The organism is Paraburkholderia sp. J7 (assembly GCF_905220155.1).
Taxonomy (GTDB): domain Bacteria; phylum Pseudomonadota; class Gammaproteobacteria; order Burkholderiales; family Burkholderiaceae; genus Paraburkholderia.
Genome location: NZ_CAJMYZ010000005.1, coordinates 308,949 through 324,600, shown reverse-complemented (window position 1 = coordinate 324,600; position 15,652 = coordinate 308,949). Strand labels below are relative to the sequence as shown.

The window sequence follows — 15,652 nt, the reverse complement described above, 5'->3', positions numbered from 1 at the left end:
AGTCTGGGGCAAGGGTCAGGCAACCGCGCGCAGTGAACCCGCGAAGTCGGGCTCGGGCAAGCCGCGCACACCGGCGTCGATAGCGAATACGAGGCCGTCCTGCTCGCCGGTTTGCGGCGGGCAGATCGTCGTGACGTAGAGCACGTCGAGATTCGCACCGCCGAACGCGCACATCGAAGGCTTCGCAACCGGCACGGCCACGCTGCGATCGAGCCGCCCTTCGGGCGTGAAACGCAGCAACCGGCCCGCGTCGTTCGCGCAGATCCAGTAGCAGCCGTCGGCGTCCACGGCCGCGCCATCGGGGCGCCCCGTGTAGTCGTGCAGATCGGCGAACACGCGGCGATTGGTGGGCACGCCGTTGTCGATGTCGTAGTCGAACGCCCAGATCAGGCGGCTCGACGCATGCGAATCGGAGAGATACATCGTGCGGCCGTCCGGCGACCATGCGAGGCCGTTCTGCGTGCACAGGCCTTCGACCACCGGCGCCGACAAGCCTTCTTGCGCCGTGTAGCGATAGAGCTTGCCCGCCGGGTTCGGCTCCGCCGCGTCCTGCACCATCGTGCCGGACCAGAAACGGCCCTGGCGGTCGCAGCGGCCGTCGTTGAAACGCATGCGCGCGGCCTCGTGCGCCACGCTCGCGAGCGGCCGCACGCTCACCTCGCCTGCCCGCGCAGTCGCGAGCGGTTCGTGCAGCGTCACCGCGAAAAGTCCCGTTTCCAGCGCCGCAAGCACGCCGCCATCGCGCGCAAACGCAAAGCACCCAATGCGCTCCGGCAGCGCCCACTCCGTGCGGCGCGCAGTATCGACCGCGTAACGCACGAGCGTTTGCGCGGGAATATCGACCCAGTAAAGCGCGCTTTCCTCGGCGCGCCACACGGGACACTCGCCTACCGACGAGCGGCGCGCATCGCTCGCTTCGAGCGCACGCACCGGCGGCGTAGACACAGCGTCTACCGTCACTTCCTGCTGCGTGCTCAACGCTGCTCCTTCTTCCAGGCTTCGTAGGCGGCAAGCGTGGCCTCGTTCGGCGGATAGGTGCCCGGCAGCGCCGCGCCCGCCTCGATGCGCTCGGTAATGAAGCGTTCGAGCGTTTCCTGCTCCGTGGCGTCGCGCGCGACTTCCTCGGCCAGATGGCGCGGAATCACGACCACGCCGTCCGCGTCGCCGACGATGATGTCGCCCGGAAACACGGCCACGCCGCCGCAGCCGATCGGCACGTTCAGATCGACCGTGTGGTGCTTGCACAGATTGAGCGGCGCCGAGGCGCCCGCGCAGAACACCGGAATGCCGAGCGCCGCGATGGTCGCGCTGTCGCGCACCGGGCCGTCCGAGACCATGCCGGCCACGCCGCGCACCTTCATGCGCGTGGCGAGGATCGAGCCCATCGAGGCGGCGTCGGTCACGCCGCGGCAGTCCTGCACGAGCACCGCGCCCGCGGGCACGGTCTCGACGCCCTTGCGCTGCGGATGCTCGGGGTTCTGGAACGCGCTCAACTGGTCGAGGTCCTCGCGTGCCGGGATATTGCGCATCGTGAAGGCCGGGCCGACCAGGTTCGGCGCGCCGGGCGCCGGTGCGGCGAGCGGCTTCACGCCCTGCAGGAAGACATTGCGCAGGCCGCGCTTGAAGAGCTGCGTGGTGAGCGTGGCGTTGGAAACGTGGCGCAGTTGTTCGAGCGCGGCGTCGCTCACGGGGATGGCGGGGGAATTCATCGTGTCTCGTCCGTTGTCGTGTGTCGTGGGGCGCGTGGCGCGGGCGGCGGCTCGAAAAAACTGTCGAGCGGATGGGTCGCATTGTTGTAATACAACACGGAAATTGTCAACCCGCCATTGCCCTGCGGCCCGCACGAGGATGTATGACGACCAGCCTTCGGACAGGCGCGAAATACATCGTAAAATTCGGCGCGCGCGACAGGAGACAACACGATCCAGGTCAAGAAACCCGCGCCCAGAAGCCTCCGCGGGCGTCCGACCCCGACTTCACACTAGGGAAACCCCCAGCACATCAATATTTGCTTTACAACTTTGCTCCAAATAGAATGATGTCTTACATGAAGGGCCCGATGCGCACCGGCACCGCCCTTCATCCCGGCCAGCGGGAGACCAGCAACGCGGCTACCAGGCTACCAACGGACGCCACGCACAGAAACACAGCCATTCGGGCTCACCTTCCGGCACAGCTTCACGCCAGAGCCCGCCAACAGCAGGAGACGAGCAGTGCAACGCAAGACAATCAAGGGGGTGCGGTGGTGGATCATCGGCCTCATCATGATCGGCACCATCTTCAACTACCTCGCGCGCAGCTCGCTCGCGGTGGCCGCCCCCACGCTGACTGAAACGCTTCACATGACCACGCAGCAGTACTCGTACGTGGTCACGGCCTTCCAGGCCTGCTATGCCCTGGCGCAGCCGGTCGCCGGTTTCGTGCTCGACTCCGTGGGCGTCAAGATCGGCTTCGCGATCTTCGCGTTCGGGTGGGCCATTGCCAATATGCTGCACGGCCTCGCCGGCAGCTGGCCCGCACTCGCAGTCTTCCGCGGCATGCTCGGCATGACCGAAGCCGCGATCTTCCCGGCCGGCATGAAGTCCATCAGCGCATGGTTCCCGGCCAAGGAGCGCTCGGTCGCGACCGGCTGGCTCAATACCGGCACCTCGATTGGCGCGATGCTCGCTCCGCCGCTCGTCGTGTGGTGCATTCTCAAGTTCAACTGGCAGTTCGCGTTCGTGCTGACCGGCGGCGTCGCGCTCATCTGGGTGGCGCTCTGGCTCGTGTTCTTCAAGATGCCCGCCGAACACCCGCGGCTCTCGCAGGAAGAAGCCGACTACATCCGCGAAGGCCAGACCGAAGCGCAGAAGTCGACCAAAGGCCGCCGCGCCTCGTTCAAGGAAGTGCTCAAGACGCGCCGCTTCTGGGGCATCGGCATTCCGCGCATGCTCGCGGAACCGGCATGGCAGACCTTCGGCGCGTGGATTCCGCTGTACATGGTCACTGTGCGCCACATGAACCTGAAGGAAATCGCGCTGTTCGCGTGGATCCCGTTCCTCGCCGCCGACCTCGGCTGCCTGGTGGGCGGTTACCTCGCACCGCTGTTCATCCGCTGGTTCGGCTGCTCGCTCATCACCTCGCGCAAGCTCGTCATCACGACCGGCGCGCTGCTCATGATCGGACCGGCCTGCGTGGGCCTCGTTGCGAGCCCGTACGCTGCCATCGCCCTCTTCTGCGTCGGCACGTTCGCACACCAGACCATTTCGGGCGCGCTGTTCACGCTGGCTTCGGACGTGTTCGGCCAGCACGAAGTCGCCACGGCCACGGGTCTCTCGGGCATGTTCGGCTACCTCGGCGCGACGGTGTTCTCGCTCATCGTCGGCATCGTGGCCAGTACCATCGGTTATAACCCGTTGTTCGTGTGCCTCATGCTGTTCGACATCATCGGCGCCTGCGTGGCATGGCGACTGATCTCGAACGAGCAGAACGACAACGCGGCCAACCCGGCGCTTCAGTCCTCGCATAAAGTGAAGGCCTGATCGCCCTGTTCACCGGCCGGCGCCTGCGAGGGTGCCGGCTTTCGGCATTTCTACGTGAGGACAATCACAGTGAAGAAAGTTGCATTGACCGGCGCAGCCGGCCAGCTCGGCACCGTGTTGCGCAAGGGCCTGCTCGAACGCGGCGTGAACCTGCGTTGCGCGGCCGGCTCGAAGCCGCTTGAACCGCTCGTCGCGGGCGAAGACGTGATGCATGGCGACCTGCGCGACCCCGCCGTGGTCGACCGCCTGCTCGACGGCGTGGACGTGCTGATCCACATGGCCGGCACGAGCGTCGAGCGCCCGCTGCCCGAGATCATCGAAAACAACCTGCGCGGCCTCGTCGAAGTCTACGAAGGCATGCGCCGCCACGGCACGAAACGCATTTTGTTCGCGAGCTCGAATCACGCGATCGGCATGTACCCCGTGGAAGAAAAGCTCACGCTCGACTGCGCGTTCCGCCCGGACGGCTTCTACGGTCTTTCCAAGGCATGGGGCGAATCGCTCGCGCGCCTGTACTGGGACAAGCACGGCATCGAGACCGTGAACGTGCGCATTGGCAGCTGCCTGCCGAAGCCCACGGAGTTCCGTCAATTGAGCACGTGGTTTGGCCACGAGGACCTGTTCCATCTCGTCGATCGCGTGATCAATGTGGATGAGATCGGCTTTGCCGTGGTGTGGGGCGTGTCGAACAACACGCGCAGCTACTGGATTCAGGAAGGCGCAAACGACGACGCGAAGCGCCTCGGCTATGAGCCGAAGCAGAACTCGGAAGACTGGGCCGCTGAAATTCTCGCGCAAAAGAATCCGCTCGACGCCACGGCGCAGCGCTATCAAGGCGGCAGTTTCGCCAGCTTCGATTTCACGCCGGTGGACAAGCGCGGCAAACATTCGTGAAACGCCGCTTCTCCGGTGTTTGCGTTTTGGCGCCCCATGCGGGCGCTTTTTTTTGGTTCTTCGCGGATTTTCGGGGAGATCGCGTCAACGGGAACGATTCCGACTCAAGAAATTGCGCTGCTGCGCCGTTAGTCAGAGAATCACGCCGCGATTGGCAGCGTCACGGGAACTGCGTCGACACATGACTGGAAACAGCGAACGCTCGTCGACAGCGCACGCCCTTGGCGACCTTATCGGGTACACCCAACAAATAACAACGCATCCAACCCTGTGATCAACCCTGCAACTTCAACGTCGCGCGCAACGGCCGCCTCTTCTGTCTTGTGCCTGCTGCTTGCCGCCTGCGGCGGGGGCGGTTCGACTGCCTCAAAAACAGGTTCCTCGGCGGCAGCCCCTGTGACTGCCTCCTATACCATCGGCGGTTCCGTTAGCGGCCTGTCCTCGAACGCAAAGCTGACTCTGCTGGACAACGGAACCGATCTGCTGATGCTGGCCGCTTCCGGCGCCTTCACCTTCGCCGCGCCGGTCGCCTTGAACGCTGCCTACGCCGTGACTGTTGGCACGCAGCCTCTCTGGCAATATTGCGCGGTGAGCAACGGCAGCGGAACCGCGACAGCCAATGTGTCCAACGTGGACATCGTGTGCGCGACGGCTCTAGCCGATGTCGCAACATTCGCGGGTTCCGGCGCGCGCGGCTCGGCCAACGGCATAGGCGCCGCTGCTTCGTTTGATTTACCTGACGACGTCGCGGTGGACACCGCGGGCAACGTCTATGTGGCGGACACAGGAAACAATCTGATCCGCAAGATCACGCCCGAAGGGAACGTCACCACGCTTGCCGGGTCTGGCGCCGCAGGCGCGACCGACGGCACGGGTGCAGCGGCTTCGTTCAATGGTCCTAACGGCCTCGCGGTTGATGCGGGGGGCAACGTGTATGTCGCCGATACGTTCAACCATGAGATCCGCAAGATCACGCCTGCGGGTGTCGTCACCACCCTCGCGGGGTCTACAACTGCGGGTTCGGCCGACGGCACGAGCACGGCCGCTTCGTTCAACTCCCCGTTTGGGGTAGCGGTGGATACGGGCGGCAACGTCTTTGTCGCGGACACCGTCAATAACGAGATCCGCAAAGTCACTTCCGCTGGCGTCGTCACGACCATCGCGGGATCGCCAACTGCAGGTTCGGCAGACGGCGCGGGCGCCGCTGCATCGTTCAACACGCCGTTTGGGTTGGCGGTCGATAAAAGCGGCAACATCTATGTCGCGGATTCCTCGAACAACGAGATCCGCAAAGTCACGGCATCAGGCGTCGTCACAACGTTTGCCGGAAGCACGACTGCCGGCGCGGCAGACGGTAACGGCACCGCTGCGTCATTCCACCTGCCGTACAAGGTGACGTTCGATGCGAGCGGCAACCTGTACGTTGGCGACACCATGAACTATGCGATTCGCCGCATTACGCCCAGCGGCGACGTCGCGACGATCGCAGGTTCGGGATCGCGCGGCTCAGCTAACGGCATTGGAACCGCTGCCTCGTTTGCTGGCCCGACCGGCGTGGCCGTCGATGCGAACGGCAATCTCTACGTCAGCGACTACAGCAACAGCGAAATTCGCCTCCTCACGCCAGCGGCCGCAGCCAAGTAGCGAATCGTTGGCCAGGCCGGGTTCCGTTCTCGATAAGCGGTTTGGCGACTTCCGGACGTATTCGTCCACGGCATGCGCGCGTGGACGACTCGGCCCGTCAACGGAAAGTGCGCATCAGGCTAGCACTGTCGTATCGGTGATTGATTTGCAGGCTTGGCGCAACTTTCGCGAATTTTCGTTGATGAGCCTGGTATTGTGAGTTTTACTATTCCAACGTTGCCGGTGGAATACGCCGACGTCGTGACCGACCCCAAAAGCACGCCCGCGCGAGGTCTTGCCGTGCCCCCCTCTGAGTTCACAATCAGATGCCTACAGCGAGACGAATGGCGTTTATTGAAGGCGCTTCGTTTGAGGGCGCTTGCTTGCGACCCTCAGTCTTACTGGGAGAGTGTGGAAGACGCCAGCGCTCGCGACGACGCGTACTGGGATACCTGCGCCGGCATAGTCACGACGCCGGCGGGGTCCCGAATGTTCCTCGTCGAGCATCCTGAAAGCGTTGCCGCTTTCGTTTTCGGCATTAAAAAGGACGATGACGCATATAGCGTCGGGGGCCTTTGGGTCGATCCGGTTCACCGACGAAAAGGATTGGGCAGCTTGCTGGTGCAACAGGTCGTCACATGGGCAAGAGCAGATTCGCATGCTGCGAGAATCCGTCTCTGGTGCCATACAGGACCGCCGCTATCGTTCTATCAGCGAAACGGCTTTCAATCTTTGGACAGATTTCGGATCAACGACCTGGATGGCCGCCAGATAGTTGAGATGGAGTGGCGCGACATTTGATGGTTCTGCGCGCCATCGTCGATCACGCAACCGTGCTCGATCGGCCCATCGACATACTGAACGTCCTGCCGCTTGTTCATATGGTCAACTCGCCGTCATGCACGACGACGCGTCCATTCGCGACGACGAGCTTGCGCTTTGGCCGCGCGACGACAGCATGCGCAACGCTCTCCGCCTCCACGACCACGAGGTCCGCACGCGCGCCCGCGCGCAGGCCATAGTCGGAGAAAGCGCAGCCACGCGCGGCGGCATCGCTCACGCAATCGAATGCGATCGCGATATCGTCGTCGCGCCGCAAGTCGTAGCGCAGGCCGATCAACATGGCGCGCTCGAGCATGTCGGGCACGCCATACGGCGACCACGTGTCGCGAATGCCGTCGTTGCCGCCAAACACCGTCACACCCTTCTCGCGGCACAGTTTGAGCGGCGGAACCGGGCACGAAGGCGGAGCGCTCGTGAGCAAGGCCACGCGCAGTTGCGCGATGCGCTCGATCAATGCGTCGCGCTCGCGCTCCGGCAACGCACCCAGGCAAAACGCGTGACTCACGACGACCTGGCCTTGCATGCCGAGCGCCTGCACGCGATCGAGCAGCAATTTAAGCGTGAACGCCCCAACCTCGCCGGGCTCATGAAGATGAATATCGATCGGCTTGCGATGGCGCTCCGCCAGTTCGAACGTGGCATTCAACGAGGCCACCGGGCCGCGGTCGATCAGCGCCGGGTCGAGCGCGCCGAGCACGTCGGCGCCGGCCGCCAGTGCGCTGTCGAGCAATTCGACCGTACCCGGCCGGATCAGCATGCCCGACTGCGGAAACGCGACGATCTGCATGTCGAGGACATCGCGCATGGTGTGCCGCGTGGCGAGCACGCCTTCGAGATAACGCAAACGCGCGTCGGTGTCGATATCGACGTGTGTGCGCATGCGCGTCGTGCCCGCCTGCACGAATGCGCGCGACAGCGCGAGCGACTGCGCAGCGGCATCGTGGCCCGACGTCTTGCGCCATTCGCGCTCGTTGGAGATGCGATCGGTGAGCAGTGGCCCGACCTCGTTGCGATACCACGGGCGGCCCCAGTTGCTCTTGTCGAGGTGCGTGTGACCTTCGACGAAACCCGGCAAGAGCAAGGCCGCGCCGCCGTCCACGACCGGCACGCCCGGTTGTGCGGCGACATGCGGTCCGATTGCCTCGATGCGGCCGTTGGTGACCGCGACGCAAACGCGCTGGCCATCGGCCAGGCGAACGTTGGAGAGATGAAGTGAGGAAGTCATGAATGTCGTGCCGATTCTAAGGCGCCGGAGATACGGGTGACCAGTGTGCGCTGAATCCCTCTGATCGCGACGAAGACGGTTAGCCAATAGCGAAGTTTCATGTGGCTCCAGCATATCTCGTCTTGACTTTTGACGCAGCGGGCGGCCAGCAGCGTCAATGAGCGGCGTGGCTGTGCAGCGATTCCCACCCCACAAAAAAAACGGCGGCGCCGGGGCAAACCCGGCACCGCCGAAAATACTGCTTTCGGAGCGTGAAAAGACTTAGAAGCGGTGAACGATACCGATCGCGCCCGCAACCTGGCTGCGCGACGAGGACGGCGCGCTGTTCTGGCCGTCGCCGATGTCGGCCGTCGCGTTGATGATGCTGCTTGCGCCGGTCGCGCTAGGCGTGCCCAGCGTCTGGCCGCCCGCGCGCTGGTACGCTTCGACGAAGTAGATACCCGTGCGCTTCGAGAGCGTGTAGTACTGCGACATGTTGTACTGTGCGTACGAAGCGGCGCTCTGGATGCCGTTGGCCTTGGTCGCGCGCGTGTACGCGAAACCGGCCGCGAGGTCGAGCACGGTGATCGGCTTGTAGTGCAGCACGACGCCGCCCGTGTTCCAGATCTGCGTGTCGCCGAAGTGCGAATTCACGCCCGGGATGTACTGAACGTTCGAGTAGGCCACCGAAATGTCCCACTGCGAGCTGAACTGGTAGCCGGCCGTCACGGCGAGGCGTTGTTGCGTCTGCGCCCACTGGAAGCCGTTGGTGAGCGCCGAAACGCCCGGCTCGCCGGCGCTGTTCGCCGTCGAGTTCGCATCCCACGGGCCGCCGCCGTTCGCCGCGTTGCTCAGGCGCTCGAAGCCCACTGCGATGCCTGCCGGACCATGCAGATACTGCGCGGCCAGGCTCCACGACTGGCCTGCACCGGTCGCGCCCGCCACACCGCCCAGCGCGTACATGCCGCTCACGGTCAGGCCCGCGATGTTCGGCGACGTATAGACCAGCGAGTTGTTGATGCGATAGATCGTGTCCATCGAGTCGATATCGCCCGGGTGCGCGCCGTATGCGCCGGTCAGCCACGTGGTCGGGCTATACGGCGAGAGCAGCGTGTAATACGGCGCGTACTGGCGGCCAGCCGTTAGCGTGCCGTAGTTCGCGTTCGCGACACCGATCCACGACGCGCGGCTGAACATCAGGCCCGAGGTCGATTGCGCACCGGTTGCCGAGTTGTAGCCTTCTTCGAGCTGGAAGATCGCGCGCGTGCCGCCGCCCAGATCTTCGCTACCCTTGAAGCCGAAACGCGAGCCGGCCCACACGCCCTGCACCATCTTGACAACGGAAGCGCCGCCGGCATTGCTGCCGAGCTTCGCCGAACTGCTCTGATAACCAATACCGGTATCGACGATACCGTACAGCGTGACGCTGCTTTGCGCGTGTGCGCCCAGCGCCGCGAGTCCAAGCGCGGAAGCGAGGATAGTTTTTTTCATCGGTAGTCCTATCTTTAGTCGTTGTGGTTTGATACTCGTTAAAACCCTGGTTGCTACATTGCCTCCTGTCCGGCATGGAGCGCAACACCCCTGAAGCGCTCCTTGCCGAAGGTGTCTCCTTAGTGAATCTCGGGTTCGCCGCCCGCGCTGGCGCACGCGCCGCCCACGCCGTCACGCTGCATGAAGTCGAATTCGCAGCCGTTGTTGGCCTGCATCACGTGCATCTGGTACATCGCGCCATAGCCGCGCTTGAAGCGCGGTTCCGGTGCCACCCACGCGGCCTTGCGGCGCGCCATCTCTTCGTCGGAGATCAGCACGTTCAGGCGGCGCTCCGGCACGTTCAGCTCGATCAGGTCGCCGTCCTGCACGAGTGCCAGCGGACCGCCGATAAACGATTCCGGCGCCACGTGCAGCACGCACGCGCCGTAGCTCGTGCCGCTCATGCGGGCGTCGGAAATACGCAACATGTCGCGCACGCCCTTCTGCAGAATCTTTTGCGGAATCGGCAACTGGCCCCATTCGGGCATGCCCGGCGCACCCACCGGACCCGCGTGCTGGAGCACGATCACACTGTTCTCGTCGCAGTCGAGATCTTCGCTGTCGATGCGCGCGGCCATGTCGTTGTAGTCCTTGAACACAACGGCCTTGCCGGTATGCACGTGCAGGTGCTTCTCCGCTGCGCCCGGCTTGATCACGGCGCCGTCCGGCGCGAGATTGCCACGCAGCACGGCGAGGCCCGTATCCGGCATGAGCGGCTTCGCACGGCGATAGATCACCTCTTCGCTGTAGATTTCGGCGTCGGCAATGTTCTCGCCGAGCGTCTTGCCGTTCACGGTCATCTGCGTGCCGTCGATCAGGTCGCCCAGTTCCTTGAGCATCGCGCGCAGGCCGCCAGCGTAGTAGAAGTCCTCCATGAGGTACTTGCCGGTCGGGCGGATGTTCGCGAGCACCGGCGTGTGGCGCGCGATTTCGTCGTACTGAGCGAGCGTGAGATCGACGCCGGCGCGGCGCGCGAGCGCGATCATGTGCACGATCGCGTTGGTCGAGCCCGAGAGCGCGAGGCACGTGGTCACGGCGTTATCGACCGACTTGCGCGTAATGATGTCCGAAGGCTTCAGGTCTTCCCACACCATCTCGACAATGCGCATGCCCGTCTTCGCCGACATCTGCGCGTGGCGCGAGTCCGGCGCGGGGATCGAGGCGAAGCCCGGCAGCGTGAAGCCCAGTGCTTCCGCGGCGCTCGTCATCGTCGACGCCGTGCCCATCGTCATGCAGTGGCCCGGCGAGCGTGCGATGCCGCCTTCCACGCCCTTCCAGTCTTCTTCCGTGATCTTGCCCGCGCGCAGGTCGGCCCAGTACTTCCAGGTGTCCGAGCCCGAGCCGAGCGTCACGCCGTTCCAGTTGCCGTTGAGCATCGGGCCCGCGGGCAGGAAGATCGTGGGCAGGTCCATCGAGATCGCGCCCATCAGCAGTGCGGGCGTGGTCTTGTCGCAGCCGCCCATCAGCACGACGCCGTCGGCCGGGTACGAGCGGATCGTCTCTTCCGCTTCCATGGCGAGGAAGTTGCGGTAGAGCATCGTGGTGGGCTTCTGGAACGGCTCGGAGAGCGTTTGCACCGGCAGCTCGATCGGGAAACCGCCCGCTTGCCAGATGCCGCGCTTGACCTCTTCCACGCGCTGCTTGAAGTGCGTATGGCAAGGGTTGATCTCGCTCCACGTATTGAGGATCGCGATCACCGGTTTGCCCGCGTACTCTTCGCGGCTGTAGCCCATCTGCGCGGTGCGCGAGCGGTGGCCGAACGACCGCAGGTCGTTCACGCCATACCAGCGGTGGCTGCGCAGTTCTTCGGGGGTCTTTCGCTTCTTGCTCATCTTGCGTTGCTCCAGGTGTTTCCAGTAAAGCCGCCGGCGCTGGCCTAGCGCTGCTCTTTCACGCGCGACACGAGCTGTGTCGGGCTGACGAACTGCAGGGCGACCAGCACCCACGCAAGCGTGATGGCCATATAGATCATCGCCATGGCGTCGATGGATTGCGGCGCACGCACGCCCGTCGAGAAGACGGCGTAGTACAGCGCAACCACCAGCGTTTGCGTGTCGGGTCCGGCGGTAAAGAAAGTGAGTTCAAACATGCCGATCGTGCGTACGAGCACGAGCAGCCCCGCCGCCAGCATCCCGGGCACGAGAAGCGGCAGCAATACATAACGGAAATAGCGCAGCGTGTTCGCGCCGAAAATGCGTGCGGCCGATTCCAGATTCGGATCGATCTGCTCGATGAACGGCGTCATCACGAGAATCACGAACGGCAGCGCGGGCACCAGGTTCGCGAGGATCACGCCGGTCAACGTGCCCGCGAGACCGACCTGGTACATCGCGGTCGCCATCGGAATGCCGTACGTGACGGGCGGCACCATGAGCGGCAGCAGGAACACGAGCATGGCAATGCGCTTGCCGGGAAACTGCGCGCGCGCCAGCGCATAGGCGGCGGGCACGCCCAGCGCGATGGAGAGCAGCACGACCGAGCCCACCACTTCGAACGTCACCCACAACACGCTCGAAAGCTGGAAGTCGCGCCACGCCTGCGCATACCAGTGCAGCGTGAAGCCTTGCGGCAGCGGCGTGCCGAACCAGCGGGTGGCGATGGAGTTCACGCCCACCGTGGCGATCAGCAGCAGCACGTTGAGCAGGAAGAACACCACGCCGCCCCAGACGAACACTTTCCAGAGCACGTCGGGCAGGCGCGAAGCGGGCTTTGGCTGCGCAGCATTGGCGGCCGGTGTGGAACGTTCTTCGCTCGCCTGCGCACCTGTGCCGAGGCCGGCCGCGTTACGTTGATGTGCGGTCATCAGCCTTTCCCTCCGCTCACCGGGCCCGAGTAGAAGAAGCGCTTCGCGCTCAACATCGCGGCCACGACGACCAGCTGCACAAAGCCCATCACGATGGCGATGGTCGAGGCGAGCGAGTAGTCATAGCTCTCGAACGCGGCTTCCGAAGCCGCGATGGAGATCACGCGCGTGGGGCCAGCGGGCGCGCCGAGCAGCACCGCCGAAGGGAACACCGAATACGCCTGTACGAAGGAAAGGCACGCGGCCATCGTGAGGCCGGGCGCGAGCAGCGGCAAATAGATCTGGCGGAACTGCTGCCACGGGCCTGCGCCGAGCGTCGCCGCCGCGCGCGCGAGCGTCGGGTCGATGCCGGTGACGTAGGAGAGCGTGAGCAGAAACGCGAACGGGAAACCCGAAACGATCAGCGAGATCAGCACGCCCCAGTAGTTGTGCGTGAGGCGGATCTCTTCGCTCGTGTACAGATGCAGCGCGTGCAGCGCCTGCGGGAACCAGCCGTTCGGGCCGAAGTAGCTGAGCATGCCGTCGGCGATCAGCACCGTGCCGAGCGTGACGGGAATCACGAGCAGCGTGGTCACGAGCTTCTGGTACGGCGACTTGCGGCGCAGCGCAAAGGCGACCGGCAGCGAAAGCCCGACATTGATGAGGGTCGCGGGCACCGCCAGCTTGAGCGTGACGAAAACCGTGGGCCACAGCGCGAGGTCGTGAACGAACTGCAGGTAGTTCGCGAACATGCCGCCGCCGTTCATCGGCTTGAACGACAGCACGAGACCGTAAGCGAACGGATAGAGGAACATCGCGATGATGAAGCCGAGCGCAGGCGTGATGAGCCAGCCGCGCGAATCGCGCGGCGCCCGGGTCAACGACGCAATGAGCGTGCTCACGACGCACGCTCCGCATAGGCCAGCACGTGCGAAGGCGCGACGCGCAGCGTGGCGCGCTCGCCCGCTGCGAATTCGCCTTCCACGCGCGCCCACAGCTTGCCGAACGGCGCGTTGGCGAGCAGCAGCGAATCGCGGCCGCCGTACTCGACCATTTCCACTTCCACGTCGAACGCGTTGGCGTCGCCTGCGTTGGCGCGCTCGAAATCTTCGGGACGCATGGCGACCGAAATCTCGCCGCCGTTCAATTCGCCCATCGGCACGCCAGTGAGCGTGATGCCCGACGACGACATCGCGATATGGTCGCCCTGCTCGCCCGTAATCGCAAACGGCAGCACGTTGCGAAAGCCCATGAAGCGCGCGACATGCAGATTCGACGGCCGGCTATAGACTTCCTTCGGCGTCGCCACCTGCTGCACGGCGCCCTCTTTCATCACGACGATGCGGTCCGCCATCGAAAGCGCTTCGTCCTGATCGTGCGTCACGTAAATGGTGGCGCGTTCGAGCTGGCCGTGAATGCGGCGGATTTCCGCGCGCATTTCAATACGCAGCTTGGTGTCGAGGTTCGAGAGCGGTTCGTCCATGAGCACGAGCGGCGGCTCGATAACGATGGCGCGGGCAATCGCCACGCGCTGCTGCTGGCCGCCCGAAAGCTGGCCGGGCAGCTTGTTTTCATGACCGACGAGCTGCACGAGCTGCAGTGCCTCGCGCGCGCGGCGCTTTGCCTCTTCGCGCGGCACGCCCTGCATCTTCAGGCCGAAACCGACGTTTTCCAGCACCGTCATGTGCGGGAACAGCGCGTAGTTCTGGAACACCATGCCGAAGCCGCGCTTCTCGGGCGGCAGCACGTCGATACGCAGGTCGTCCAGCCAGATGCTGCCGCTCGTGAGCGGTTGCAGACCGGCAATGCAATTGAGCGCCGTGGATTTTCCGCAGCCCGAAGGGCCGAGCAGCGCGATGAATTCGCCGCGGCGAATGTCGAGGTCGAGATCGCGCAGCGCGGCGAGCTGCGTCCCCTCGGCGTTGGTGAAGCTACGGCATACCGAGTCGAGGCGCAGACGATCGAAAGAATGCTTCATGACACGTTCCTGACCAACAAGACCATAAGATCAACCTGCGTGAGCAGGGATCGAGGACGGCACTCGCCAGGCGAAGCCACACAAGCACCGTCCGTCCATTGCTGAGTCTTCCTTTTCCTTTCTCTCGTTACTGCGACTTCTGCGAGCCGACTTCGCGGTCCCATTTCTGGAACGCGGCGACCATGGCCTGGGCCGAAAGCGGCTGGACATGCGGATAAGCCGTGAGCCACTTCGCGTATTCGGGGCGGCCGTACTTCGCGATCACGTCCTGGCTTTCCTTCGGCGCCATTTGCAGCGTGACGTCCTTCACCGCGGGGCCCGGGTAGAAGTAGCCGTCGTCATACGTCATGGCCTGCTGCTGCGGCTCGAGCATGAAGTTCATGAGCTTGAGCAGCACCGCGAGCTTCTCCTTCGACACGCCCTTCGGCACGACCATGAAGTGGGCGTCGTTCACCCACGTCATGTTGTTGAACGCCTGCACCTTGAAGTCAGCCGGCACGATGCCGAGCGCGCGCGGGTTGATGTCCCAGCCCGTCACGGTCACCGTCATGTCGCGTGTGCCCTCGCCCAGTTCCTTCATCACCGCCGAGGTGCCGCCCGGGTAGTACGGCACGCACGAGTTCAATTCCTTCAGGAACGCCCAGGTCTTGTCCCATCCGTTGATCGGGTCTTGCGGGTTCTTGTCGCCGAGCAGATACGGCAGGCCCATCAGGAACGTGCGGCCCGGGCCCGAGTTGGCCGGACGCGCATAGATCAGCTTGCCGGGGTTCGCCTTGCACCACGCCAGCAGTTCCTGCGGCGTTTGAGGCGGCTTGGCGACCTTGGCCGGGTTGTATTCGATCAGCGGACCGGCCGGCATGTACGACACTTCGAGGCCATAGCCCTGCGCGAGATCCTGCATCTTGCGCGGGCCCGGCGCGTACTTGTCGAGCACGCCCGGCAGCGCTGCCTGCTGATCCGGCAGCAGCTTCATCCACAAATTCTGTTCGATGCCGGCGGCGAGCGCGTCGGTGCCCGTCAGCACGAGATCGATGTCGGCGCGCCCGGCGGCCTGCATTGCCTTGATCTTGCCAGGCAACTGCGGCGCGGGCGCGTTCGTGTAAGTGATATTGGAGACGAGATTCGGGTTCTTCGCCTTGAACGCTTCGAAGGCCTTCTGCGTGAGCTGCAGGTTACCGGCCACGTCGACAATGTTCAGGGAAACGGGATCGGCCTTGGCCGCGCTCATGCCGAGCGCCGTGGCGGCCGCCACACACACGGCCAGCACGCTGGCCTTC

At 64.3% G+C, this 15,652-nt stretch carries 13 protein-coding genes; 4 read left to right on the top strand and 9 right to left on the bottom strand.

Annotated features, from left to right (window positions below):
- Window positions 1–15: 15 nt before the first annotated feature.
- The gene (locus tag U5A58_RS10865; protein ID WP_415774205.1) at window positions 16–978 is read right to left on the bottom strand and encodes an SMP-30/gluconolactonase/LRE family protein; all 963 of its coding nucleotides are present in this window, start codon (window positions 976–978) and stop codon (window positions 16–18) included.
- Complete coding sequence (locus tag U5A58_RS10860; protein WP_158759609.1) at window positions 975–1,709, bottom strand: ribonuclease activity regulator RraA; 735 nt, start codon at window positions 1,707–1,709, stop codon at window positions 975–977. Before U5A58_RS10860 ends, U5A58_RS10865 begins: the two co-directional genes overlap by 4 nt.
- A gap of 555 nt (window positions 1,710–2,264) precedes the next feature.
- Between U5A58_RS10860 and U5A58_RS10855 the strand changes: the two genes are divergently transcribed.
- The 4 genes from U5A58_RS10855 (at window position 2,265) to U5A58_RS10840 (ending at window position 6,839) form a co-directional block, all read left to right on the top strand.
- Window positions 2,265–3,521, top strand: coding sequence for an MFS transporter (locus U5A58_RS10855; RefSeq protein ID WP_321910877.1), 1,257 nt, complete (start codon window positions 2,265–2,267; stop codon window positions 3,519–3,521).
- 69 nt (window positions 3,522–3,590) lie between these two features.
- A complete protein-coding gene (locus U5A58_RS10850; RefSeq protein WP_321935662.1) occupies window positions 3,591–4,415 on the top strand; it encodes an NAD(P)-dependent oxidoreductase in 825 nt (274 codons plus the stop codon).
- A gap of 270 nt (window positions 4,416–4,685) precedes the next feature.
- The gene (locus U5A58_RS10845) at window positions 4,686–6,059 is read left to right on the top strand and encodes an NHL repeat-containing protein (RefSeq protein WP_321961445.1); all 1,374 of its coding nucleotides are present in this window, start codon (window positions 4,686–4,688) and stop codon (window positions 6,057–6,059) included.
- A gap of 153 nt (window positions 6,060–6,212) precedes the next feature.
- Complete coding sequence (locus tag U5A58_RS10840) at window positions 6,213–6,839, top strand: GNAT family N-acetyltransferase (RefSeq protein ID WP_321961444.1); 627 nt, start codon at window positions 6,213–6,215, stop codon at window positions 6,837–6,839.
- Between the two features lie 76 nt (window positions 6,840–6,915).
- Here the strand turns inward: U5A58_RS10840 and U5A58_RS10835 are convergent, their stop codons facing one another.
- The 7 genes from U5A58_RS10835 to U5A58_RS10805 form a co-directional block, all read right to left on the bottom strand.
- Entirely contained in the window at window positions 6,916–8,106 is a 1,191-nt protein-coding gene (locus tag U5A58_RS10835; RefSeq protein ID WP_321961443.1) for an amidohydrolase family protein, read from the bottom strand.
- A 261-nt stretch (window positions 8,107–8,367) separates the two neighbouring features.
- Complete coding sequence (locus U5A58_RS10830) at window positions 8,368–9,576, bottom strand: porin (protein WP_321910740.1); 1,209 nt, start codon at window positions 9,574–9,576, stop codon at window positions 8,368–8,370.
- A 119-nt stretch (window positions 9,577–9,695) separates the two neighbouring features.
- Window positions 9,696–11,447 (bottom strand): L-arabinonate dehydratase, encoded by a 1,752-nt coding sequence (gene araD, locus U5A58_RS10825; RefSeq protein ID WP_158759603.1) that lies wholly within the window; start codon window positions 11,445–11,447, stop codon window positions 9,696–9,698.
- Between the two features lie 44 nt (window positions 11,448–11,491).
- Window positions 11,492–12,418 (bottom strand): ABC transporter permease, encoded by a 927-nt coding sequence (locus U5A58_RS10820; RefSeq protein ID WP_321961442.1) that lies wholly within the window; start codon window positions 12,416–12,418, stop codon window positions 11,492–11,494.
- Window positions 12,418–13,299 carry a sugar ABC transporter permease gene (locus tag U5A58_RS10815; RefSeq protein WP_321961441.1) on the bottom strand — a complete coding sequence of 294 codons (882 nt, stop codon included), beginning with the start codon at window positions 13,297–13,299 and terminating at the stop codon, window positions 12,418–12,420. The genes U5A58_RS10820 and U5A58_RS10815 overlap by 1 nt, the downstream gene beginning before the upstream one ends.
- The gene (locus tag U5A58_RS10810) at window positions 13,296–14,375 is read right to left on the bottom strand and encodes an ABC transporter ATP-binding protein (RefSeq protein WP_321910735.1); all 1,080 of its coding nucleotides are present in this window, start codon (window positions 14,373–14,375) and stop codon (window positions 13,296–13,298) included. The genes U5A58_RS10815 and U5A58_RS10810 overlap by 4 nt, the downstream gene beginning before the upstream one ends.
- 127 nt (window positions 14,376–14,502) lie before the next feature.
- Entirely contained in the window at window positions 14,503–15,603 is a 1,101-nt protein-coding gene (locus U5A58_RS10805; RefSeq protein WP_233886549.1) for an ABC transporter substrate-binding protein, read from the bottom strand.
- Window positions 15,604–15,652: the final 49 nt, after the last annotated feature.

Bases quoted from the DNA above. Each gene is read 5' to 3' on its own strand.
- U5A58_RS10860 (WP_158759609.1), bottom strand. From the start codon at position 1,709: ATGAATTCCCCCGCCATCCCCGTGAGCGACGCCGCGCTCGAACAACTG.
- U5A58_RS10855 (WP_321910877.1), top strand. From the start codon at position 2,265: ATGATCGGCACCATCTTCAACTACCTCGCGCGCAGCTCGCTCGCGGTG.
- U5A58_RS10835 (WP_321961443.1), bottom strand. From the start codon at position 8,106: ATGACTTCCTCACTTCATCTCTCCAACGTTCGCCTGGCCGATGGCCAG.
- U5A58_RS10830 (WP_321910740.1), bottom strand. From the start codon at position 9,576: ATGAAAAAAACTATCCTCGCTTCCGCGCTTGGACTCGCGGCGCTGGGC.
- araD (WP_158759603.1), bottom strand. From the start codon at position 11,447: ATGAGCAAGAAGCGAAAGACCCCCGAAGAACTGCGCAGCCACCGCTGG.
- U5A58_RS10820 (WP_321961442.1), bottom strand. From the start codon at position 12,418: ATGACCGCACATCAACGTAACGCGGCCGGCCTCGGCACAGGTGCGCAG.
- U5A58_RS10810 (WP_321910735.1), bottom strand. From the start codon at position 14,375: ATGAAGCATTCTTTCGATCGTCTGCGCCTCGACTCGGTATGCCGTAGC.
- U5A58_RS10805 (WP_233886549.1), bottom strand. From the start codon at position 15,603: ATGAGCGCGGCCAAGGCCGATCCCGTTTCCCTGAACATTGTCGACGTG.